Below are 21,393 nucleotides of genomic sequence, written 5' to 3'. Positions count from 1 at the left end.
CGCGTCGGGTCGGGTAATCCTCCCCCCCTCCCCCCCCCCCCCCCCCCCCCCCCCCCCCCCCCCCCCCGCCTCCCCCCCCCCCCCCCCCCCCCCCGGGCCACCCCGGTCGGGCGCCGCCGCGGGGGCGGGCGGCCGGAAACGCGTTCTTGCTCCTCACCGCCCCCTGCCGTAATTGCGCATGACAGTTGTGCGGGCGGCCGGGGCACTCCCGGCCGCCCGTCGTCGCAGGAGAGGACCCCCCGTGAGGAAACCTCTCGTCCCGGGCGCGAGCGGCTGCGCCGCCCCCGAGCCGCAGGGGGCGGGCACCCGCGCGGGGCGGGCGGTCACCGGGGAGTCCGGCGGACCGACTGCCCCGCCAGCACGTCCGTGCGCCGCCCGTCCTCGATCACGAACCGTCCGTCGACCAGGACGTACGGGATGCCCGTCGGGAGCGCGCGGGGGTCCTCGAAGGTGGAGCCCGCGGCCACCGTCCCCGGGTCGAACAGGACCAGGTCGGCCCGGTACCCCTCGCGGACCAGCCCCCGGTCCGGCAGCCGCAGCCGGGCGGCCGGGCGCGAGGTCAGGTGCGCCACGCACTCCTCCAGCGACAGCACCCCCAACTCCCGGACGTAGTGCCCGAGGTAGCGCGGGAACGTGCCGTAGGCGCGCGGGTGCGGCTTGGCGCCCTGCAGGATGCCGTCCGAGCCGCCGGTGTGCGCGCGGTGCCGCATGATCGCCCGCACGTTCTCCTCGTGGCCGACGTGCTGGAGGATCGTCGGGGCCAGCCGGTCCGCCAGCAGCAGCGCGCGGGCGACCGACCAGGGGGACGTGCCGCGCGCCCGCGCCGTCTCGAGGACCGTGCGGCCCACGTGCGCGTCCAGCGCGGGGTCGCCGACCCCCGAGATCTCGATGGTCTCCCACTCCACGGGCACGCCGTGGCAGCCGTCCGAGCCGGTGACCTCCAGGTGGTGGCGGATCCGCTCGGCGGTCTCCTCGTCCGCGAGCCGCCGCAGGGTCTGTTCGGGGCCGCCCTCGCTCGCCCAGCTCGGCAGCAGCGCCACGAGCGTGGTGCAGCCGGGCGTGTACGGGTAGGTGTCGAGGCTGATGTCGGCGCCGGCGTCCAGCGCCTCGTCCAGCAGCGCCAGCAGCTCGGGCGCCCTGCCCTCGTTGACCCCGAAGTTCATCGTCGCGTGCGCCAGGTGCAGCGCGCAGCCCGCCTCCCGGGCGAGCGCCACCACCTCCTCGTACGCCTGGAGGGCGCCCGCCCCGTAGGAGCGGTGGTGCGGGCAGTAGTAGCCGCCGTACCCGGCCACCACCCGGCACAGTTCGGTGAGTTCGGACCGCCGGGCGTACATGCCGGGCGTGTACGTCAGCCCCGACGACATGCCGACCGCGCCCTGCTCCATGCCCTCGGCGACCAGGTGCCGCATCCGGTCCAGCTCCTCGGGGGTGGCCTCCCGGTCCTCCCAGCCGACGGCGAGCGCGCGGACCGTGCCCTGCGGGACCAGGTACGCGGCGTTGACCGCGATCCCCCGGTCCAGCCGGTCCAGGTACTCGCCGACCGACCGCCAGTCGAAGTCGACGTCGTCCCCGTCGCCGTTCCAGCCGGCGATCGCCCGGCGCACCTCGCCGAGCGTGCGGTCGTCGACCGGCGCGTACGACAGCCCGTCCTGGCCCAGCACCTCGAGCGTGACGCCCTGCGCGGCCTTGGCGCTGTGGTCGGGGTCGCGCAGCAGCGCCAGATCGCTGTGGGCGTGCATGTCGATGAAGCCGGGGGCCAGGACCAGCCCTTCGGCGTCCAGCTCACGGCGGGCCCTCGGACGCTGGCAGCCCGCTGCCGCCGCCTCCTTCACGATGGAGACGATCCGGCCGCCGTCCACGACCACGTCCGCGCGGTACGCGTCGTCGCCGGAGCCGTCCACGACGTCCGCGTCCCGGATGACGAGCTCTTCCATGTGCCGCCTCCTAGAAGAACGTACGGATGTAGTCGACCACCGTGCCGTCCGCCTCGACCAGGGGGATGAGCGCCCACTTGTCGAAGGAGGTGCACGGGTGGGACAGCCCGAACCCCACCCAGTCGCCGACCTCCAGGTCGGCCTCCCCGGCGGTGCGCAGCCAGGCGTGCTGGTCGGACAGCGCGGTCACCGAGATCCCGGTGGCCGGGCGCTCGACGCCGCCGCGGCGGACCACCCGGGCGAACGGCAGGTCGAGGTCGTGGGCCGCGTCCCGCTTGCCCGCGTTGACGAAGGCCTGGCCGGGGGAGGGGCGGGACACCACCTGGGCCCACAGGCGGAACGCCGGTTCCAGCGCGCCCTCCTCAGGCACCCGGTTGAAGGGGGTCAGCTCGCGGTAGTGGCCGTCGTCGTGCGAGACGTACGCGCCCGAGCGCAGCAACTTCAGCACCGGCGCCGACAGTTCGGGAATCTCCGCGAAGACGTCGGCCACCGCGTCGAACCAGGCGCTGCCGCCCGCGCTCACCACGATCCCGTCCAGCCCCGCGAACCGGCCCGCCGCGTCGAACTCCACGGCGAGGGAGACCAGCCGCCGCAGCCAGGCGCGCACCCGCTCCGGATCCGCCCGCGGCACCTCGCCCTCGTACCCGGCGACCCCGGCCAGCCGCAGTCCGCGCGCGTCCGCCACGGCGTCGGCGACGGCGGCGCACTCCGCCTCCGTGCGCGCGCCCGTGCGGGCGCCCTCCCCGGCGGCGAGCTCCACGACCACGTCCACCGGGCGGGAGGCCCCGGCCCCGGTCAGCGCGGCGTCCATCAGCTCCACCCCGCGCACCGAGTCCACGTAGCAGGCGAACCGGAACTCCGGGTCGGCGTCCAGCTGCGCGGCGACCCAGCGCAGGGCCGCCGCGTCCACCAGCTCGTTGGCGAGGAGGACCCGCCGGATCCCGAACGCCCGCGCCACCCGCACCTGGTGCGGGACGGCGAGGGTGATGCCCCACGCCCCGCGCTCGATCTGGCGCCGGAAGAGCTGCGGGGCCATGGAGGTCTTGCCGTGCGGGGCGAAGGCCAGCCCGTGCCGGGCCGTGTAGGTCTCCATCAGGGCCAGGTTGTGCTCCAGGCGCTCGGCGCTGAGCGCGAGCACGGGGGTGGTGAAGCCGTCGGTGAAGAGGTTGCGGCGCTGGGCGGCCAGCTCGCCGACGGTCAGCCCCTCGGCGTCCGGCGGGAGGCCCTTGAAACGGTGGTCGACGCGTTCCGCGGTGAGCTGCGCGTGTGCCTCGGATCCGGGGTCGAGGACCATCAGAGCCTCCTGATCAGGTGCGTTGCATTGGATGCAACGATCGTTGCGTATATCGCTCACCGCTGTCTAACATCTCGGCCACGCGGGGTCAACGGACACCGCCTCCCCCGCAGCCGACGAGGAGCCGAGTCATCGTGACCGTCACCGGACCCCGCACCGCCCCCGGCGTCGTGGACGTCGTCGCGCTCGGCGAGTCCATGGTGGCGTTCCTGCCCTCCCGGCCGGGCCGCCTCGCCGACGTCCCCTCCTTCGACCGCGGCATCGGCGGCGCGGAGTCCAACACCGCGTGCGTGCTCGCCGCCGCCGGCCACTCGGCGCGCTGGGTCAGCAGGGTCGGCGCCGACGGCTTCGGCGACCACCTCCTCGAGGCGATCGGCGGCTACGGCGTCGACGTCTCGCACGTCCGCCGCGACCCGGACCGCCCCACCGGCGTCTACTTCCGCACGGCCGGCGACCGGGCCACCGACGCCCACGAGGTCGCCTACTACCGGGCGGGCTCCGCGGCCTCCGCGATGACCGCCGACGGCGTCGACCTGGAGGCGGTGCGCGCCGGACGCGTCCTGCACCTGTCCGGCATCACGGCCGCGCTCTCCGACGGCTGCCTGGACCTGATGCGGGAGCTCACCGCCCCCCGCCCCGGCCGCCCGCTCGTCTCCTTCGACGTCAACCACCGGCCGGCCCTGTGGCGCGACGCCCGCGGCCCCGAGGTGCTGCTGGAACTGGCCCGGGGGGCCGACCTCGTCTTCGTCGGCGACGACGAGGCCCGCGAGGCGTGGGGGCTGCGCGACGCCCGCGCCGTGCGGGAGGCGCTGCCCGAACCGGGGACCGTGGTCGTCAAGCGGGGCGGGGACGGGGCGGTCGCCTTCGACCGGGGCGCCGGCGGGGACGCCGCCGACACCACGACCTTCGTGCCCGCCCTGGACGTCGACGTCGTCGCCGCCGTCGGCGCCGGCGACGCCTTCGCCGCCGGGTTCCTCTCCGCCACCCTGCGCGGACTGCCCGTACGCGACCGGCTGCGCCACGGCCACCTCACGGCCGCCGCCGCGCTCACCGCCCCCGGCGACCTCGCCGCGCCCCCCGCCCGACGCCTGGCCGACCGGCTGGCCGCCCTGGACGACGCCGCGTGGGGGAGACTGCGTCTCGGCCCCGGTTGGACCGAGACCGACACCGCGGACGCGCACAGGGACGCGCACGGCGACGCGGGCCGGGCCGAGGAGGAGGTACGCACCCCATGAGCCAGACCGTCGACCGCGCGCTGAGCATCCTGCCGCTGCTCGCCGAGGGCCCCGCCGACCTCGGACAGGTCGCCGACCGCCTCGGCGTGCACAAGTCCACGGCCCTGCGCCTGCTGCGCACCCTGCACGAACACGGCCTGGTCTACCGCCAGTCCGACCAGCGCTACCGGCTCGGCGCCCGTCTCTTCGCCCTCGCCCAGGAGGCGATGGAGAACCTCGACGTCCGCGAGATCGCCCACCCCCACCTCGTCCGCCTCAACGAGAGCTGCGGCCACACCGTGCACCTCGCCGTGTACGAGGAGAACGAGGTCCTCTACATCGACAAGGTGGAGAGCCGCTACCCGGTGCGCATGTACTCGCGGATCGGCAAGCCCGTCGCCATCACCGTCGCGGCCGTGGCCAAGCTGCTCCTGGCCGACCTGCCCGAGCACGAGCGCCGCGCCCTCGCGGAGAAGCTCGACTACCCCATGTACACGTCCCGTTCGACCCCCGGCCCGGCGGCGTTCCTGCGCGAGCTGGAGAAGGTGCGCGAACAGGGCTGGGCCACCGACCTCGGCGGCCACGAGGAGTCCATCAACTGCGTCGCGGCACCCGTCCGCGGCGCCGACGGCCGGGTGGTCGCCGCGATGTCGGTCTCCGCGCCGAACGTCGTCGTCACCGCCGACGAACTCCTCACGCTGCTGCCGCTGGTGCGCCGCACGGCGGACGCGATCAGCGGCGAGTACTCCGGCAGAACCCCCGCAGAGATCCAGTGAAGGACACCCCCGCATGACCGAGAAGACCGCGCTCACCCCGAAGACCCACACCACCCCGCCCGCGAAGTTCTCGCACGGGGTCCGCAAGGGCAACATCCTCCAGGTCGCCGGTCAGGTCGGGTTCCTCCCCGCCGAGGAGGGCAAGCCCCCGACGCCCGCCGGCCCCACCCTGCGCGAGCAGACCCTCCAGACCCTCGCCAACGTCAAGGCGATCCTCGAGGAGGGCGGCGCGAGCTGGGACGACGTGATGATGATCCGCGTCTACCTCACCGACGTGGACCACTTCGCCGAGATGAACGAGATCTACAACACCTACTTCGAGGAGCAGGGCCTCACCCAGCCGCCCGCCGCGCGCACCACCGTCTACGTCGGTCTCCCCGCCGGCCTCCTCATCGAGATCGACGCGCTGGCCGTCCTCGGCTGACGCCCCGCCGGTCTCCTCCCCCCACCCCCACACGCCGTACGTCACGGCGCGGCGCCCCGCACCCCCGGGACGCCGCGCCGCGATCCCCCCTGCCCGAAAGCACCATGCACTTACGCAGAGGACCCCCGCACATGCTCCACCCGTCCCTTCCCCTCGCCGCCCCCGCACCCGCCGAGGCGCCCCCGCACACCGGCGGCCTGCTCCTCCTCGTCGACGGCACGGCGGGTCTGCTGACCGTCGCCGCGCTCGGCATCGCGCTCCTCCTCTTCCTGATCATCAAGGTCCGGCTCCAGCCGTTCGTCGCCCTCCTCGGCGTCTCCATAACCGTCGGCCTGCTGGCGGGCCTGTCGGTCACCGAGCTCTTCGGCACGGTCCAGCGCTCGGCCGCCGTGTCCACCATCGAGTCGGGCATGGGCGGCATCCTCGGCCACGTCGCGATCATCATCGGCCTGGGCACCATGCTCGGCGCGATCCTCGAGGTCAGCGGCGGCGCACAGGTGCTGGCGGGCCGGCTGCTCGGCCTGTTCGGGGAGAAGCGCGCCCCGCTCGCCATGGGCCTGACCGGCCTCATCTTCGGCATCCCGGTCTTCTTCGACGTCGGCATCTTCGTCCTCGCGCCGATCGTGTACGCCGCCGCCAAGCGCTCCGGCAAGTCGATCCTGCTCTACTGTCTGCCGCTGCTCGCCGGCCTCTCGGTCACCCACGCCTTCCTGCCCCCGCACCCCGGCCCGGTGGCCGCCGCCGGACTGCTGCGCGTCGACCTCGGCTGGGTCATCCTCATGGGCGTCGTCTGCGGCGTCCCGGCCGTCGTGGCCGCGTGGGCCTACTCCGCCTGGATCGGCAGGCGGATCTTCGTCGCCGTGCCGCAGGACATGGTCGAGGCGGCCGAGGAGGCCAGGCGGGCCGTCGTCGCCGAACAGCGCGCCTCGGGGGTCGAGCCGCGCGAGACGCCGGTCCCGCTCGGCACGGTCCTCGGCATCATCGGCACGCCGCTGATCCTGATCCTCGCCGCGACCTTCTCCTCGATCGCCCTGGACGAGTCCACCCTCCGCTCGGTGATCGAGTTCTTCGGCCACCCCTTCGTGGCGCTCACCCTCGCCCTGTTCCTCGCGTACTACCTGCTGGGCATCCGGCGCGGCTGGTCCCGCAAGTCCCTGGAGACCGTCTCGACGTCCTCGCTGAAGCCGGTCGGCAACATCCTGCTGGTGGTCGGCGCGGGCGGGGTCTTCGGCGCGGTCCTCAAGGCCAGCGGGGTCGCCCAGGCGCTCTCGGACACCTTCAACGGCGTCGGCCTGCCGGTGATCGTCCTCTCCTACCTGATCTCCGTGGTGCTGCGGGTCGCGCAGGGCTCGGCGACGGTGGCGATCGTGACCACGGCGGGCATCGTGGCCCCGCTGCTCGCCGAGGGCGACCACTCGCAGGCGTTCGTCGCGCTCGTCATCATGGCCATCTCGGCCGGCTCCATCTTCGCCTCGCACGTCAACGACGGCGGGTTCTGGATGGTCGCCAAGTACTTCGGCATCAGCGAGCGGGACACGCTGAAGACCTGGACGGTGCTGGAGAGCGTGCTGTCGGTGGCCGGATTCGCGGTCGCGGCGGTGCTCAGCCTCTTCGTGTGAACCGCGGTGTCCGTGTAGGGGTCTGATAACGAAGTCGGGGGCTGGCTGGGTCCGGCACGGGTTCGTCGACCATACTGCCCGCTGTGGAGCAGCAGCGCAGTGGTTCGAGCAGCCAGCCCCTGGAGGGCGCCGGGTTCGACCCGGCCTTCATCCCCGGGCTCACCGCACCCGTGTCCGGCGCGTCCGACCGGGAGGAGGACGCGAAGCCGAAGGCGGAGGCGGAGGAGCCGGAGGGCGCCGCCCCGGAGCCGGAGGACGCGGCGCCCGAGACGGAAGGAGCCGGGGAGGAGGCCGCCCCCGAGGAGGAGGCGGTCCCCGACGGCCCCGTCTTCGAGGCGTCCGACCGGCGCGCCCGGATCGTCGCCGACCACCGCGGCGTGCGCCTGTGCCTGGACGACCAGGAGTGCGACTTCCGCTGGGACGAGATCGGCGCGGTGGAGACGGAGACCGCCCGCTTCGGCAAGCGCTGGACGGTCACCGTCCACACGCCCGAGCGCCGTTGGTACTTCCTGGAGGTCGAGGCGCCGTCCAGGAGCCGGTTCGCGCAGTGGGACGCCGGTCTGGACGAGGTCCTCGACGCGTACTTCGACGACGGCGACGGCGGCGAGACCGCGGAGACCGCGGAGGCCGCGGAAGGGGTGGAGGCCGACGGCGACGCCGACGGCGACACCGAGACCGCCGGGGCCGTGAAGCCGTGAGGACGCCGGGACCGCCGGGGACGACGCCGAACAGCGCGCCCCGGCGGTCCCGGCCGCCGGACGGGCCCCGCGGGGAGGGCCGTGGCGGCCGTGCTAACGGCAGTACTGCGCCTCCTTGCCGATGGAGCGGTACATGCAGTCCGCGTTCTCCAGCAGTTGGAGCACGGCGTCCCGGTTGCGGGCGGTCTCCCGCTCGATGACCTCGTCGGGCGGGTAGAAGCCGCCGCCCGAGGACGACCTCGGGTACATCTCGAAGGTGTAGCCGAAGATCCTGTGGGTGCCCCACAGGTAGTCGTCGATCGACCCGTCCGTGATGTACAGGTCGCTGGACTGCTGGGGCGTGTAGCCGTTGCTCGCGGCCATCTTCCGGCCGACCGCCTGGAACGCGGCGTTGTCGTCGGCCGTCATCCCGGTCGTGGTGTCGGAGTAGGTGTAGCCGAACGGCCACAGCACCAGCTCGCTGTAGGTGTGGAAGTCGATGCCGGCCTTGATCTGCTGCACCCCGCCGACGACCCGGCTGCGCACGAAGTCGGCGACGACCTTCACCTCGGGCGCGGACTCCGGGGCGGAACCCCGGTAGGTGTCCGAGGACTTGGTCCCCGAGGAGCCGCCGCAGCAGCCCCAGCGGTAGTCCCAGTTGCGGTTCAGGTCGGTCCCGACGGCCGACGAACCGGAGTTGGGCTGGCGGTTCTTGCGCCAGGAGCGGTAGGAGCCGGTGGCGATGTCGTACTCGCCGCCGTCCGGGTTGAGGTCGGGGACGATCCAGATCTCCCGGCCGTTGACCGCGTCGGTGATCCGGGAGTCGCGGCCGTACCCCGCGCCGAGCTCGCGCAGCAGGTACAGCGCCATCTCCACGGTCAGGTGCTCGCGGGCGTGCTGGTGGTGGGTGAAGAGCACCTCCGGCTCGTTCTCGTCCGTGGCCACGTTGTCGCTGATCTTGATGGCGACGATGTCCCGGCCCTGGTAGGACTTCCCGATCACCCGCTTGCTCATGATGCCCGGGTACGCCGCCAGCCGCTGGTCGATCTCCGCGGTCATCTCGGCGTAGTTGTGGTAGCGGGAGTCGGCCGAGGGGAAGTCGAACAGGCGCAGCCCGTCGGCGGCGGAGGAGCGGTCGGGAGCGGCGCCCAGCGGGGTGACGTCGTAGCCCTGTCGCCGCAGCGCGCGGATCTGGTCCGCGCGTCCGGAGACGACGACGGTCTCCTCGTCGGCCTCGTCCACGGTGACCCCGGACCGCTGGATCTCCGTGCGGGTGACGGGAGTCGTGTGCCGGTGGATCTCGTACTGGCGGACGTCGTCGGCCGAGGGGGCCGGCGGGGCCGCGCTGTCGGCGCTGGCGTCGGCCACCGTCGCGGAGAGGGGCGCGGCGAGCGCGAGGGCGAGGAGGGCGGCGAGTACGGCGGACCGTCTGCCGCGGGTGCGGAGTCGCATGAAGTCTCCTTGGAGGAGGTGGGGTTGTTCAGGCGACGTGCGTGGTGCGGTGCCGTCATCGTCAGTGCATGACATGGCCAGGTCAATAGGGCGTCCCGGCGGGGCGCCCGGGCACGAGCCGGGCGCCACTCGATCCGGTGCATCCCGTGGAGATCCCCGCACGCCCCCTTGTCCGAGCGGCACCCTTCCGCTTTCTTGACCCCATGGCGGACACCACGGGAAACACCCAGGACACCGGAGCGCCCCCCGCGCCCGGTCCCCAGCCCCGCACGTCCAGTTGGAAGCACGTCGGCCCCGGGATCGTCGTCGCCGCGACCGGCGTGGGCGCCGGTGACCTGGTCGCCACGCTCATCGCGGGCAGCAACTTCGGCTACACCCTCCTGTGGGCGGCGGTCGTCGGCTGCCTGGTGAAGATCTCCCTCGCCGAGGCGGCCGGCCGCTGGCACCTGGCCACCGGCCGCACCCTGTTCGACGGCTGGGCGAGCCTCGGCCGCTGGACGACGTACTTCTTCGGCGTCTACGTCGTCGTCTGGGGGTTCGTGTACGGCGCGGCGGCGATGTCGTCCAGCGCCCTGCCGCTCCAGGCGCTCTTCCCGGGCGTGATGGACCTCGAGTGGTGGGGCATCGCCTGCGCCCTGGTGGGCCTGGTCTTCGTCTGGTTCAACCAGTACGCGGTCTTCGAGAAGGTCATGACGGTCCTGGTGGGCGTCATGTTCGTGGTCACCGTCTACCTGGCGGTCCGCGTCGTGCCGAACCTCGGCGACGCCTTCGCCGGACTGCTCCCCGTGCTGCCCGGCGAGGAGGACTCGATCCTCAACACCCTCGGCCTGATCGGCGGCGTGGGCGGCACCATCACGCTCGCCGCCTACGGCTACTGGGTCAACGCCAAGGGCTGGACGGACACCGGGTGGATGAAGGTCATGCGGCTGGACAACCGCGTCGCCTACCTCACCACCGGCGTCTTCGTGGTCGCCATGCTCGTCGTCGGCGCCGAACTCCTGCACTCCGCGAACATCGCGATCGCGAGCGGCGACAAGGGGCTGGTCCAGCTCGGCGACATCCTGGAGGAGGAGTACGGCGCGGCGACGGCCACGTTCTTCCTGATCGGCTTCTTCGCCACCTCCTTCACCTCGCTGATCGGCGTCTGGCACGGCGTCAGCCTGATGTTCACCGACTTCGTGGCGCGGGGGCGGAGGCGGGCGGCCCCGTCCGGGGGCGAGGAGATCGCCACCGGCGCGCGGGAGAGGTCCTGGCCGTTCCGCGCCTACCTGCTGTGGCTGACCTTCCCGCCCATGATCCTGCTCTTCGCGGGCCAGCCCTTCCGCCTGGTCGTCGTCTACGGCGTCCTGGGCGCCGCGTTCATGCCCTTCCTCGCCCTCACCCTGGTCTGGCTCCTGAACTCCGGGCGCACGCCCCGGGAATGGCGCAACGGCACCCTCAGCAACGTCATGCTGACCGTCGCGGGCCTGCTGTTCCTGGTGCTGTGCGTCAAGCAGGTCTGGGACCAGCCGTGGTCGGAGTTCTTCTAGGGACGACGGCTCGCTTCACCGCATCCCGTCCCACTTCGGGCTGAGCGCGATCTCCCTCAGCTGCTCCACGGTCAGCGCGGGGACGGCGCGGGTGGGCTCGCCGTGCTGGGCACCGTTGTTGAAGGCGCTGATCACGACGCGGAAGCCGTCGGCACCGGGCCGCAGGGTGTCGACGGTCCACATCAGGACTCCCGCGACACGGTCGTCACCGGCCCCCTGCCGGGTGGCGACGAGGGTGCCGTCGGGAAGGGTCTCGGCGGAGCCGAAGAGCTCCCCCGCGAGGTCGGACATGCCGTGCTGGACGTTGATCTGGACGAAGCTCCGGCCCTTGCCGTCGTCGACGACGACGTAGGCGTACTCGCCGTCCTGGGAGTTCTGGGCGACCACGTCGACGCCGTCGGGAAGGAGGGAGACGAGCGTCTTCCGCACGTCCGCGCCGTCGCCGGCCGACGGGGTGCTCGGCATGGCCGTCGGTCCCCCGGGCCGGCCGGGGATGGCGTCGACGGCGGTCAGCCACTGCGGCGCCGTGGCGATCTTCTTCAACTGCGCCAGTGACAGCGGGGGCTCGGGCCGGCTGACCGGCTCGCCCTTCTGCGCGGCCGAGTTCCACTCGCTCACGCTGACGTGCTGCCCCTCGGGCGTGACCAGCTCGGCGTTCCACCACTTGGTGTCCACACGCCGGTCCGGATACTCGTACCCCTGGAACAGCATGAGCCTGGACCCGTCCGCCAGGGTGGTGGTGGCACAGCTGTCGTGGGGGGTGAACACCTCGTCCGGGCACTGGGTGGCCTGACGCGCCTGCGGACTTCCCGGCTCGACGCGACCGAGGCCGACGGAGACCACGCCGGGGCCCTTCCCGTCGTCGTACACGACCTGGGCGAACGGCATGCGCTCCGCGTCCGTGCCGCGTCCCTGCTCCCCGCTGACCTCCCCGTCGGGGAGGAGGTCCTCCAGCGTGCGGACGAGTTCGTCGCCCGAGACGGGGGCCGGGACGTTCGGGGTGGGCGTGGCGGTCGCGGCGCCCCCGGTCCCCGAGGCCGCGCCCGTCCGCCCGTCCCCCCGGTCCCCGCCCGGCACGAGCAGCGCGCCGCCCACTCCCACGAGCACGATCCCGGCCGCGCCCCCGAGGACGGCGGCCCGCCGCCGCGACCGCATCCGCCGCCCCCGTGCCCGCCCTCCGGCGGCGAGGGCGGCCCGGTCGGCGTCGAAGACCCCGCCGGCCTCGTGCAGGGCGGCGGAGAGCCGCTCCTCGAAGGGGTCGCTGTGCTGGTCTACGGGCATGGCAAACCACCGTTTCCGTGCGATGGGACAGGGGAAGCGAGCAGTGGGCGGCGGGCGCGCGTCAGGACCTGGCGTACTCGCCGAGGTGGTCGCCGAGCAGTTCCCGCAGCCGGGCGAGCGCACGGACGGACCGCGTCCGCACCGCGGCCGAACTGGCGTTCATCGCATCGGCGGTCTCCTCCACCGAGCGGTCCTCCCAGTACCGCAGGACGATCACCGCGCGGTCCTTCGCGGGCAGCCGGGCGAGGGCCTGGAGCAGGGTGAGCCGCAGCGACAGGTCGTCGGGGGCACCCGGCAGGTCCGGGAGGACGGCCGTCGACCGCTCCGTGCTGCTGCGCCGCCTGCGGTGGGCGAGGAACGCGCGGGTGAGCACGGTGTGCGCGTACCCGGCGGGGTTGCCGACGCGCGCCACCCGCCCCCAGCGCACGTACAGCCGCCCGAGGGTCTCCTGGACCAGGTCCTCGGCGAGATGCGTGTCCCCCGCGGTGAGCAGGCACGCGGACCGGTACAGATGCCCGGCCCGTGCCGCCGCGAACTCCGCGTACTCGTCCGCGTGCCGGCCCTGCCCCATACCTGCGCCCCCTCGGATCGCCCCACCGCTCTCACCTCATTGATGCGGTGGGCCCCGGGAAATGTTTCACCACGTGTCCGGACCGCCTCGCGGGCGGTTCCGGCGCGGCCGGGGACGAGCGACGGCACCGCCCCCGTCCGCGGCGGCGCGGACGGGGGCGGTGCCGGGTGGTCAGGGGATCACGGCAGGGCGTGGACGTGCGGACCCACCGCGTCGGACCAGGCGTTGCCCGCCGTCGCGTCCCAGTTGGTGGACCAGGTCATCGCGCCCCGCAGGTCCGGGTACGTCTTCGACGGCTTGAAGGTGCCGCAGCGGGTGCCCCGCGTCAGGCAGTCCAGGGCGGCGTTCACCACGGCCGGGGAGACGTAGCCGCTGCCCGCGCCGCGGGTCGAGGCCGGCAGGCCGAGGCCCACCTGGGACGGGGCGAGGCCGCCCTCCAGCTGGATGCAGGCCAGCGCGGTCAGGAAGTCCACCGAGCCCTGGCTGTAGACCTTGCCGTCGCAGCCCAGCATGGAACCGCTGTTGTAGTACTGCATGTTGACGACCGTGAGGATGTCCTTCACGTTCAGCGCGGTCCGGAAGTAGGAGTTGGACGTCGACTGCATGTCGATGGTCTGCGGGGCCATGGTCAGGACCATCGAGGGGCCCGCCTTCGCGGACAGGGCCCGCAGCGCCTGCGTCATGTAGGTGGCGTTCAGGCCGTTCTCCAGGTCGATGTCGACGCCGTCGAAGCCGTACTCCCGCATCAGCGCGTACACGGAGTCGGCGAAGGCCGTCGCCGAGGCGGAGTCGTTCACCGTCACGGTGCCCTTCTCGCCGCCGACCGAGATGATGACCTTCTTGCCGGCCGCCTGCTTGGCCCGGACGTCCGCCTTGAACTGCTCGACGGTGTAGCCCTTCAGCCCGGCGGTGTCCAGGTTGAAGGTGACCGCTCCGGGCGTGCCGGTCGCGTCCGCGAAGGCGACCGCGATGATGTCGTACTGGGCGGAGACGTCGGAGATCCGCTGCACCGCCGCGCCGTTGTCGAAGTTCTGCCAGTAGCCGGTCACCGCGTGCCGGGGCAGGCCGTCGCCCCCGCCGCCGTCGCCGTTCTCCTTCGTCCGGGCCGTCACCGCCGCCGACCTCGGCGACTCGCCCGCCGCGTTGGTCGCGGCGACCTGGAAGGAGTAGGAGGTGGCGGCCGCGAGGCCGGTCACCGTGGCCGAGGTGCCGGACACGGCCGTCACCTTCGTGCCGTCGCGGTAGACGGTGTACCCGGTCGCCCCGGACACCGGGTTCCACGCCAGGGAGACCGACGAGGACGTCGTGCCCGAGACGCCGAGACCGCCCGGCGTGCCCGGGACCGTGGGCTCCTGGTCACCGCCGCCGCCCCCGTCGGGACCGAACACCGACAGGTCGTCCGCGTGGTAGGCGGCCTGGCCGTACCAGCCGTGGGTGTAGACCGTCACGGAGGTGGTGGAGGAGCCGGTGGTGAAGCTCGTGGAGAGCTGCTTCCAGCCGGTGGAGTCCGGGGTCCAGGTGGAGACGTCCGTGGTGCCGGTGCCGGTCACGCCCAGGTAGGCGTAGCCGCCCTGCACCCAGGCGCTGAGCCGGTACGTGGAGCCGGGCTTCACCTTGACGGTCTGGCTGCACCGGGCGTTGTCCTGCCCGGACGGCGTCGCCCTGAGCGCGGCCGTACCGCCGTGCACGGGCGAGGAGACGGTCGTCCCGCTGTTCGCCGAGCAGGTCCAGTCGCTCAGGCCCGCCTCGAAGCCGGCGTTCCTGGCGTTGTTGACGTCCGCGGCGGACGCCTGGCCCGCGCCGGCGAAGGTGAGGGCGAGGGCGGAGACGAGGGCTCCGGCCCAGATGCGTCTGCTGCGTCGGGACGTGCCCGGTACGCGGTCCACTGGGGCCTCCGGTGGGGGAGAGGGGAAGGGAGGGGAAGAAGCGGGGAAGACGTGACGTGAGGGGACGGCGGAAGACGGCAGGAGTGAGGGGGTGCGACGGTGGCCACCGCTGGACGTACAAGGTGGTCCAGACCAATCCCCTTGTCAATGGTCCGGACCGTCATCGGTCGCCGGCCCCCCTTCCCGGCCCCCTGCCCGGTGGGCTCGCGCGACGGGATCCGGCGTCAAGGCGGTGCGCGGGACCCACACCTCCGAGTCCGGATCGAGACCGGCGAGATGCTCAACCTGTCCCGTTATGGAGCGCCTTGTGCCGCAAGAGTTCCCGTTCGGCTGCCCAAACGCTGTTCTCCGGTCACAGACCCGTGGATACAGTGCTGAGGTAGTCACGCAGTGAAGTCGCCTGGGTGCGCCGGGGTAACACCCGGTGGGCCGACGGGGGACGGGGAGAACGGGGAACCGCACTGTGCCAACCGCCATTGCCGTGACCAGCGCCGACATGGCGCTGCCGCCACAGGACGAACGGACCCTGCCCGCCGTGGTGCTGCGGGACGTCGGAACCCGCCCGCTCGGACAGGCGCTGGCCGACCTCCAGACGCTGGTCGAGCAGCACGGGCACGTCATCGTGGTCTGCTCGCGGGCCACCCCCACCGCCGTCCGGCGGCGGCTGCACACCCTGCGCTCCCTGCTGGAGAGCGACCGGATCGCGTTCTTCCACCCCGACCTCCCCCCGCTCGGAACCGCCGTCCTGGCCCGCCAGTTACGGCAGCTGGCCTCCTGCGACCTCACCCCCGGCGTCCTCGCCTCGGCCGGCCGCCTGCTGGTCCACTACATCCACTCCGGGGCGCTGCTGGGCTCGGTCGCCCGCCTCGACCGCGTCCCGGTGAACCTCAAGCAGCACGCCAAGTCCTGGCTGCCCGGCAGCCAGTTCGCCGTCCTCGCCCACCCGCAGCCGCAGCTCGTCCGCATCGGCCCCGACGCCGCGCTCGACGGCCCGGAGTTCGGCACCTGGCTGCTGGTCGCCAAGGGCCAGCTCCCGTCCGACTGGGTCACCGGCACCCTGGCGCCGTCCTGGAGGGTCCAGGGGCTGCGCGAGGCACCGCTCCCGGCCGAGTCCCCCCGCTGGTGGGGCACCGGCAAGCTGATCGAGTTCTGCGCCTACCTGCCCGACCTGTCCGTCCTGTACCAGCTGGTCACGTCCGTGCGCCGCACCACCTGCCACTGGTGCGGCATCGACGTCATCGGCGACCGGTGCGTGTTCTGTTCGGCCACGCCGCCCGGCCAGGACGGCCCGCACCGGCCGCGGTCCGGGAACCGCACGGCCGTCGGGTGAGTCCCGAACCGCGGGGCGCCCCGGGGGACCCGCGCCGCCCCGGGCCCCCGGACCCGTCCCGCGCCGCCCGTCCGGCCCGCCGCCCACCGCACCCGGCCCCGTCCGCCCGATCCCGCTCGACCGATCCCCCGATGAGGTTGCACGGTTCATGAACTCCCGTCAGCGCCGCGGCGTGATACTCCTGCTCCTGTCGGTCCTGTGCGCCCTCGGCGCGTTCGCCGGCGTGCTGTCCGTCGTCAACGACGTGAAGTCCAAGGTGGGCCCCGAGGTCACCGCGTACCGGCTGAAGACGGACGTGGCGCCCTACACCGCCCTCGGTGCGGGGCAGTTCGAGAAGATCTCGATGCCCGAGCGGTGGCTGTCCGAGAACGCGGTCACCGATCTGCGCGAGATCCGGGGCAAGATCGCCGTGACCACCCTGCGCGAAGGCTCCCTGCTGCAGAGCGACATGGTCGTGGACCAGCCCGCCCTGCAGCCCGGGCAGCAGGAGGTCGCCATCATGATCGACGCGGCGACCGGCGTCGCCGGCAAGATCACCCCGGGCTCGACGGTCAACGTCTACGCGACCTTCGAGGGGGAGCGCGAGGGCGCCGCCGCCCAGTCCAAGATCATCGTGACGAACGCCAAGGTGCTGGACGTGGGCCGGCTCACCGCCCTCGAACCCGACGAGAACGACCGCGGCCGGCGGCCCACCGACGCCGTCCCGATCACCTTCGCGCTGTCCACCATCGACGCCCAGCGCATCACCTACGCCGAGTCGTTCGCCCAGCGGGTCCGCCTCGCGCTGGTGGCGCCCGGCGGCGACACCGCCGTCCCCGACTCGCAGCGGACGTACGAACTCGCGAAGGACAAGTGAGAGGCCCGCATGCCCACGAGGATCCTCCCGGCAGTCGGCGACGCGGACGCGGTCCGGTCCCTCACCACACTGCTCAGCCAACTCCCGGACGCCGAGCCGGTGACCCCGGTGGCCGACTCCACCCAGCTCGTGGACACCCTCGCGCGCCTGGCCGCCGAGTCCGTCGACGAGCTGCCCGAGGTCGTGGTCGTGCACGAGCGGATCGGTCCCGTCCCCGCCCTGGAGCTGATCCGCGAGGTCGCCCTGCGCTTCCCGGCCGTCGGCGTCATCCTCGTCACCTCCGACGCGAGCCCCGGACTCTTCCAGGCCGCCATGGACTACGGCGCCCGCGGACTGGTCGCCCTGCCGCTGGGCTACGAGGAACTCGCCAGCCGCGTCCAGGCCGTCGCCCAGTGGTCGGCCGGGGTGCGCCGCCACCTCGGTGCGGGCGGCGACGTCTTCACCGGCGCCGGCGGCACGGTCGTCACGGTCAGCGGGGCCAAGGGCGGCGTGGGCACCACCCTGACGGCCGTCCAGCTCGCCCTCGCCGCCCAGGCGTCCGGACGCGCCACCGCCCTCGTCGACATGGACCTCCAGACCGGCGACGTCGCCTCCTACCTGGACGTCCAGTTCCGCCGGTCCGTCGTCGACCTCGCCGCGATCAACGACATCTCCCCGCGCGTCCTGGCCGACGCGGTCTTCCGGCACGACACCGGCCTGGCACTGCTGCTCGCCCCCGCCGAGGGCGAACGCGGCGAGGACGTCACCGACCGCGCCGCCCGCCAGGTCGTCAGCGCCCTGCGCTCCCGCTACGAGGTCGTCGTCATCGACTGCGGCGCCCAGCTCTCCGGGGCCGGCGCGGCGGCGGTCGAGATGGCCGACACCGCCCTGCTGGTCACCACCCCGGACGTGATCGCCGTACGGGGCGCCAAGCGGGCGGTGCGGATGTGGGACCGGCTGCAGATCCGCAAGGCGGAGGAGACCACGGTGGTGGTCAACCGCCACACCCGGGCCACGGAGATCCAGCCCCCGCTCATCCGGCGGATCACCGGCACGGCGGTCGCGGCGACCGCGGTCCCGGCCGGCTTCAAGGAACTGCAGGCGGTCGTGGACGCGGGCCGCGTCCACGAACTGGAGGGCAAGAGCGCGGTCAAGCAGGCCCTGTGGGGCCTGGCCGGTGAACTCGGCCTGGTCAGGGCCGCCGAGGGCGCCCACAGGGCGGGCCGGCTGCGCGGCGACCGGGGAGCGGTGGGCTTCCGGCGGCGCAAGGACTCGGGGGGGTGAGGGAGGTGGGGGAGACGAGGGGCACGAGGACGCGGGCCGCGTCACCCGTACCGTCCGCACGCGACCGCGACCGGGGCCAGGTCACCGTCGAGTTCCTCGGCATGACGCCGACGATCCTCGTGACGCTGGTCGTGCTGTGGCAGCTCGTGCTGGTGGGATACACGTTCACGCTCGCGGGGAATGCTGCGGACGAGGCGGTGCGGGCGGGCACGGCGGCGACGCCGGGCGCCCGCCAGGGCGCCTGCCGGGAGGCCGGGCTGGACAAGCTGCCCGACGCGTGGGAGGGGGCCGCGACGGTGAACTGCGCGACGGCGGGCGGCTACGTCACGGCCGAGGTGCGGCTGAACGTGCCCGTCCTCTTCCCCGGCACGGCGAACTTCCCCTTCGAGGTGAAGGGCGAGGCCGGCGCGGTGGAGGAGGTGGACTGACATGTCGCACGACCGCGAGCGCCCCGGCCGCGAGCCGCACGACCGCGCGTGCCGGAACCGCGGGTCCCGCGGGCGCCGGGACCGGGACCGGGACCGTGGACAGGCCGCCCTCGAGTACCTGGGCTTCATCCCCGTCCTGATCGTCGTCGCCATGGCGGCCGTCCAGCTCGGGCTGATCGCCTACACCGCCCAGCAGGCCGGCACCGCGGCCCGCGCCGGCGCGCGCAGCGCCTCGCTCGACCGGGGCGCCGGGCCGGCCTGTGCCGCCGCCGTCAGCGACTGGCTGGCCGGCGGCACCTCCTGCGGGACGGCGGAAGGAGGCGACGAGGTCACCGTCACCGCCACGGTCGACATCCCCTCGGTCGTGCCGGGCTGGAACTTCGGCCCCGCGCGCAGGACCGCCACGATGCCGCTCGACCACTGACCGCGCACGAGGGCCGAGGAAGACAGGAACACCGAGGAACCCCGAAGAAGGTCGAAGAGGACCGAAGAGGACCGAAGAGGACCGAGGACCGAGGAACGAGGAGCACCGGACTCATGAGCCTGCGGGCACGCATCAACTCACCCGAGGAGACGGGTGGCCGGGGGGAGGACGGCCACCTGGTCGCCTCCTACCGCGCCAAGCTCCTCGAGGAGATCGACCTCGCGGAGATGAGTTCGCTGGCCGCCGCCGAGCGCCGGGCCAGACTGGAACGCGTCCTCGGCCACATCATCAGCCGCGAGGGCCCGGTCCTGTCGACCGTGGAGCGCTCCCAGCTGATCCGCCGGGTCGTCGACGAGGCGCTGGGCCTCGGCATCCTGGAGCCGTTGCTGGAGGACGCCTCCATCACGGAGATCATGGTCAACGGCCCCGACGCGATCTTCGTGGAGCGCGGCGGCCGGGTGGAGCAGCTCCCGATGCGGTTCGCCTCCCACGACCAGCTCATGCAGACGATCGAGCGCATCGTCTCCACCGTCAACCGCCGCGTGGACGAGTCCAACCCGATGGTCGACGCCCGCCTGCCCTCCGGCGAGCGCGTCAACGTCATCATCCCGCCGCTGTCCCTGACCGGCGCCACCCTCACCATCCGCCGCTTCCCCCGCTCCTTCACCCTCCACGAACTCATCGGCCTCGGCTCGCTCGACGAGCCCATGCTGTACCTGCTGGCCGGGCTGGTGCAGGCGCGGTTCAACGTCATCGTCTCGGGCGCGACGGGCACCGGGAAGACGACCCTGCTCAACGCCCTCTCCGGCCTGATCCCCGCGGGCGAACGCATCATCACCATCGAGGACTCCGCCGAACTGCAGCTCCAGCAGCCGCACGTCATCCGCCTGGAGTCCCGCCCGCCCAACGTCGAGGGCAAGGGCCGGGTCACCATCCGCGACCTGGTGCGCAACTCCCTGCGCATGCGCCCCGACCGCATCGTCGTCGGCGAGGTCCGCGGCGGCGAGTCGCTGGACATGCTCCAGGCGATGTCGACCGGTCACGACGGCTCCCTCGCCACCGTCCACGCCAACAGCGCCGAGGACGCGCTGACGCGCCTGCAGACCCTCGCCTCCATGTCCGACGTCGAGATCCCCTTCGTCGCGCTGCACGACCAGATCAACAGCGCCGTCGACGTGATCGTCCAGCTCACCCGCTTCGCCGACGGCGCCCGCCGCATCACCGAGATCGCCCTGCTGGAGAGCCACGGCGGCGAACCGTACCGGCTGGCCACGGTCGCCCGCTTCCGGGCGCAGCCGATGACCGCCGACGGCCGCGTCCACGGCACCTTCGCGCATCACCCCCTCCCGCGCCGCACCGCCGACCGCCTCTACATGGCGGGCCAGCCCGTTCCCCAGGCCTTCGGCATCGCCCAGTCCGCCGACCAGCTCGCCACCCGAGAAGCCAGGTAGGAACCGTCCCCATGGATCTGCAGCACCTGATCACGCTGACCACCGGCATCACGCTGCTGGCCTGCGTCCTCGCGGTCGTCGGCGTGCACTCCTACGCCACCGGCAGGGCGCAGCGGCAGGCGCTGGTGGACCGGCTGTCGGCCACCGGGCAGATCCCGGTCGCCGGGCGCCGGCGCCACTTCCCCGCCCTGGACCGCCGGCTGCGACGGACCGGGTTCGGCCGGAAGCTGGAGCTGCGCCTGGCGGCCACCGGCCTGGACGTCACCCCGGGGGAGTTCTTCGCCGCCATGCTCGCCACGGTCGCCGGGCTCTGGCTCGTCGGCCAGGCGGCCCTCGCCCCCTTCTTCGGCCCCATCGCCGGACTGCTCGGCATCTGGGCGGCCCTGCAGTTCCTCACCTGGCAGCGCCAGAAGCGCATCGAGAAGTTCATCAACCAACTCCCCGAACTGGCCCGCATCCTGGCCAACGCCACCCAGGCCGGACTGGCGCTCCGCACGGCCATCGGCATGGCGGCGGAGGAGCTGGAGGCCCCGGCGGGCGAGGAGCTGTCCAAGGTGGCCAACCAGCTGGCGATGGGCGCGTCGATGGACGACGCGCTGGGCGAACTCGCCGACCGCCTCCCCTCCCGGGAACTGGTCGTCCTGGTCACCACACTGGTCCTGTCCAACCGGGCGGGCGGCCAGGTGGTGAGCGCCCTGCGCAACCTGACGGAGACGCTGGAGGAGCGCAAGGAGACCCGCCGGGAGGTCCGCACCCAGCTCTCCCAGGTGAGCATGACCTCGTACGCCGTCCCCGTCCTGGGCGTCGGCTCGCTCCTGCTGATGAACGGGGTGAAGGACGGTGCCCTGGAACGCATGACCGGTTCCCCGGCCGGCCAGGCCGCGGTGATCGTCGCCTTCGGCCTCTACGCCGTCGGCTTCGTCCTCATCCGCCGCCTGTCCCGCATCGACGTCTGAGCGGCCGGACCGGCGGAGGAGGAAGGGA

General features: G+C 73.2%; 19 protein-coding genes. 13 read left to right on the top strand and 6 right to left on the bottom strand.

The window, feature by feature from the left end:
* Positions 1-323 precede the first annotated feature (323 nt).
* Positions 324-1,934, bottom strand: a complete 1,611-nt coding sequence (locus tag ACZ56B_RS22085) for an N-acyl-D-amino-acid deacylase family protein (protein WP_468793167.1) — start codon at positions 1,932-1,934, stop codon at positions 324-326.
* A gap of 10 nt (positions 1,935-1,944) precedes the next feature.
* Positions 1,945-3,228, bottom strand: a complete 1,284-nt coding sequence (locus ACZ56B_RS22080) for an amino acid deaminase (RefSeq protein ID WP_468793165.1) — start codon at positions 3,226-3,228, stop codon at positions 1,945-1,947.
* 134 nt (positions 3,229-3,362) lie between these two features.
* Between ACZ56B_RS22080 and ACZ56B_RS22075 the strand changes: the two genes are divergently transcribed.
* The 5 genes from ACZ56B_RS22075 (at position 3,363) to ACZ56B_RS22055 (ending at position 7,959) form a co-directional block, all read left to right on the top strand.
* Positions 3,363-4,463 carry a sugar kinase gene (locus tag ACZ56B_RS22075; protein WP_468793163.1) on the top strand — a complete coding sequence of 367 codons (1,101 nt, stop codon included), beginning with the start codon at positions 3,363-3,365 and terminating at the stop codon, positions 4,461-4,463.
* Positions 4,460-5,218, top strand: coding sequence for an IclR family transcriptional regulator (locus ACZ56B_RS22070; RefSeq protein WP_468793161.1), 759 nt, complete (start codon positions 4,460-4,462; stop codon positions 5,216-5,218). The genes ACZ56B_RS22075 and ACZ56B_RS22070 overlap by 4 nt, the downstream gene beginning before the upstream one ends.
* Before the next feature lie 13 nt (positions 5,219-5,231).
* The gene (locus ACZ56B_RS22065; RefSeq protein WP_468793158.1) at positions 5,232-5,642 is read left to right on the top strand and encodes a RidA family protein; all 411 of its coding nucleotides are present in this window, start codon (positions 5,232-5,234) and stop codon (positions 5,640-5,642) included.
* Positions 5,643-5,773: 131 nt separating this feature from the next.
* On the top strand, positions 5,774-7,261 hold the full coding sequence (locus tag ACZ56B_RS22060) for a GntP family permease (RefSeq protein WP_468793156.1): 1,488 nt from the start codon (positions 5,774-5,776) through the stop codon (positions 7,259-7,261).
* 83 nt (positions 7,262-7,344) lie between these two features.
* Positions 7,345-7,959: a hypothetical protein gene (locus ACZ56B_RS22055; RefSeq protein WP_468793154.1), complete on the top strand. Its 615-nt coding sequence runs from the start codon at positions 7,345-7,347 to the stop codon at positions 7,957-7,959.
* Between the two features lie 93 nt (positions 7,960-8,052).
* Here ACZ56B_RS22055 and ACZ56B_RS22050 read toward each other — a convergent pair whose 3' ends face one another.
* A complete protein-coding gene (locus ACZ56B_RS22050) occupies positions 8,053-9,390 on the bottom strand; it encodes a M14 family metallopeptidase (RefSeq protein WP_468793152.1) in 1,338 nt (445 codons plus the stop codon).
* A gap of 203 nt (positions 9,391-9,593) precedes the next feature.
* Between ACZ56B_RS22050 and ACZ56B_RS22045 the strand changes: the two genes are divergently transcribed.
* Positions 9,594-10,919, top strand: a complete 1,326-nt coding sequence (locus ACZ56B_RS22045) for an Nramp family divalent metal transporter (protein WP_468793149.1) — start codon at positions 9,594-9,596, stop codon at positions 10,917-10,919.
* Positions 10,920-10,934: 15 nt separating this feature from the next.
* Here ACZ56B_RS22045 and ACZ56B_RS22040 read toward each other — a convergent pair whose 3' ends face one another.
* The 3 genes from ACZ56B_RS22040 to ACZ56B_RS22030 form a co-directional block, all read right to left on the bottom strand.
* The gene (locus ACZ56B_RS22040) at positions 10,935-12,200 is read right to left on the bottom strand and encodes a hypothetical protein (protein ID WP_468793146.1); all 1,266 of its coding nucleotides are present in this window, start codon (positions 12,198-12,200) and stop codon (positions 10,935-10,937) included.
* 61 nt (positions 12,201-12,261) lie between these two features.
* Positions 12,262-12,771 carry a SigE family RNA polymerase sigma factor gene (locus ACZ56B_RS22035; protein WP_468793143.1) on the bottom strand — a complete coding sequence of 170 codons (510 nt, stop codon included), beginning with the start codon at positions 12,769-12,771 and terminating at the stop codon, positions 12,262-12,264.
* A gap of 179 nt (positions 12,772-12,950) precedes the next feature.
* Positions 12,951-14,657: a chitinase gene (locus tag ACZ56B_RS22030; RefSeq protein WP_468793140.1), complete on the bottom strand. Its 1,707-nt coding sequence runs from the start codon at positions 14,655-14,657 to the stop codon at positions 12,951-12,953.
* A 481-nt stretch (positions 14,658-15,138) separates the two neighbouring features.
* On the opposite strand from ACZ56B_RS22030, the gene ACZ56B_RS22025 reads away from it, so the two are divergent.
* The 7 genes from ACZ56B_RS22025 to ACZ56B_RS21995 all read left to right on the top strand — a co-directional run bounded on the left by ACZ56B_RS22025 (position 15,139) and on the right by ACZ56B_RS21995 (position 21,365).
* Entirely contained in the window at positions 15,139-15,987 is an 849-nt protein-coding gene (locus ACZ56B_RS22025) for a hypothetical protein (RefSeq protein ID WP_468793237.1), read from the top strand.
* A 148-nt stretch (positions 15,988-16,135) separates the two neighbouring features.
* Positions 16,136-16,843, top strand: a complete 708-nt coding sequence (gene cpaB, locus ACZ56B_RS22020) for a Flp pilus assembly protein CpaB (protein WP_468793138.1) — start codon at positions 16,136-16,138, stop codon at positions 16,841-16,843.
* A 9-nt stretch (positions 16,844-16,852) separates the two neighbouring features.
* The gene (locus tag ACZ56B_RS22015; RefSeq protein WP_468793135.1) at positions 16,853-18,106 is read left to right on the top strand and encodes an AAA family ATPase; all 1,254 of its coding nucleotides are present in this window, start codon (positions 16,853-16,855) and stop codon (positions 18,104-18,106) included.
* A gap of 101 nt (positions 18,107-18,207) precedes the next feature.
* Complete coding sequence (locus ACZ56B_RS22010; RefSeq protein ID WP_468793235.1) at positions 18,208-18,534, top strand: pilus assembly protein; 327 nt, start codon at positions 18,208-18,210, stop codon at positions 18,532-18,534.
* Between the two features lies 1 nt (position 18,535).
* A complete protein-coding gene (locus ACZ56B_RS22005) occupies positions 18,536-18,958 on the top strand; it encodes a TadE/TadG family type IV pilus assembly protein (protein ID WP_468793132.1) in 423 nt (140 codons plus the stop codon).
* Positions 18,959-19,071: 113 nt separating this feature from the next.
* The gene (locus tag ACZ56B_RS22000; protein ID WP_468793129.1) at positions 19,072-20,409 is read left to right on the top strand and encodes a CpaF family protein; all 1,338 of its coding nucleotides are present in this window, start codon (positions 19,072-19,074) and stop codon (positions 20,407-20,409) included.
* Between the two features lie 11 nt (positions 20,410-20,420).
* Entirely contained in the window at positions 20,421-21,365 is a 945-nt protein-coding gene (locus ACZ56B_RS21995) for a type II secretion system F family protein (RefSeq protein WP_468793126.1), read from the top strand.
* Positions 21,366-21,393 lie beyond the last annotated feature (28 nt).

This window comes from Streptomyces sp. NPDC034670 (assembly GCF_055574875.1).
This window is presented reverse-complemented; position numbering and strand designations above follow the sequence as displayed.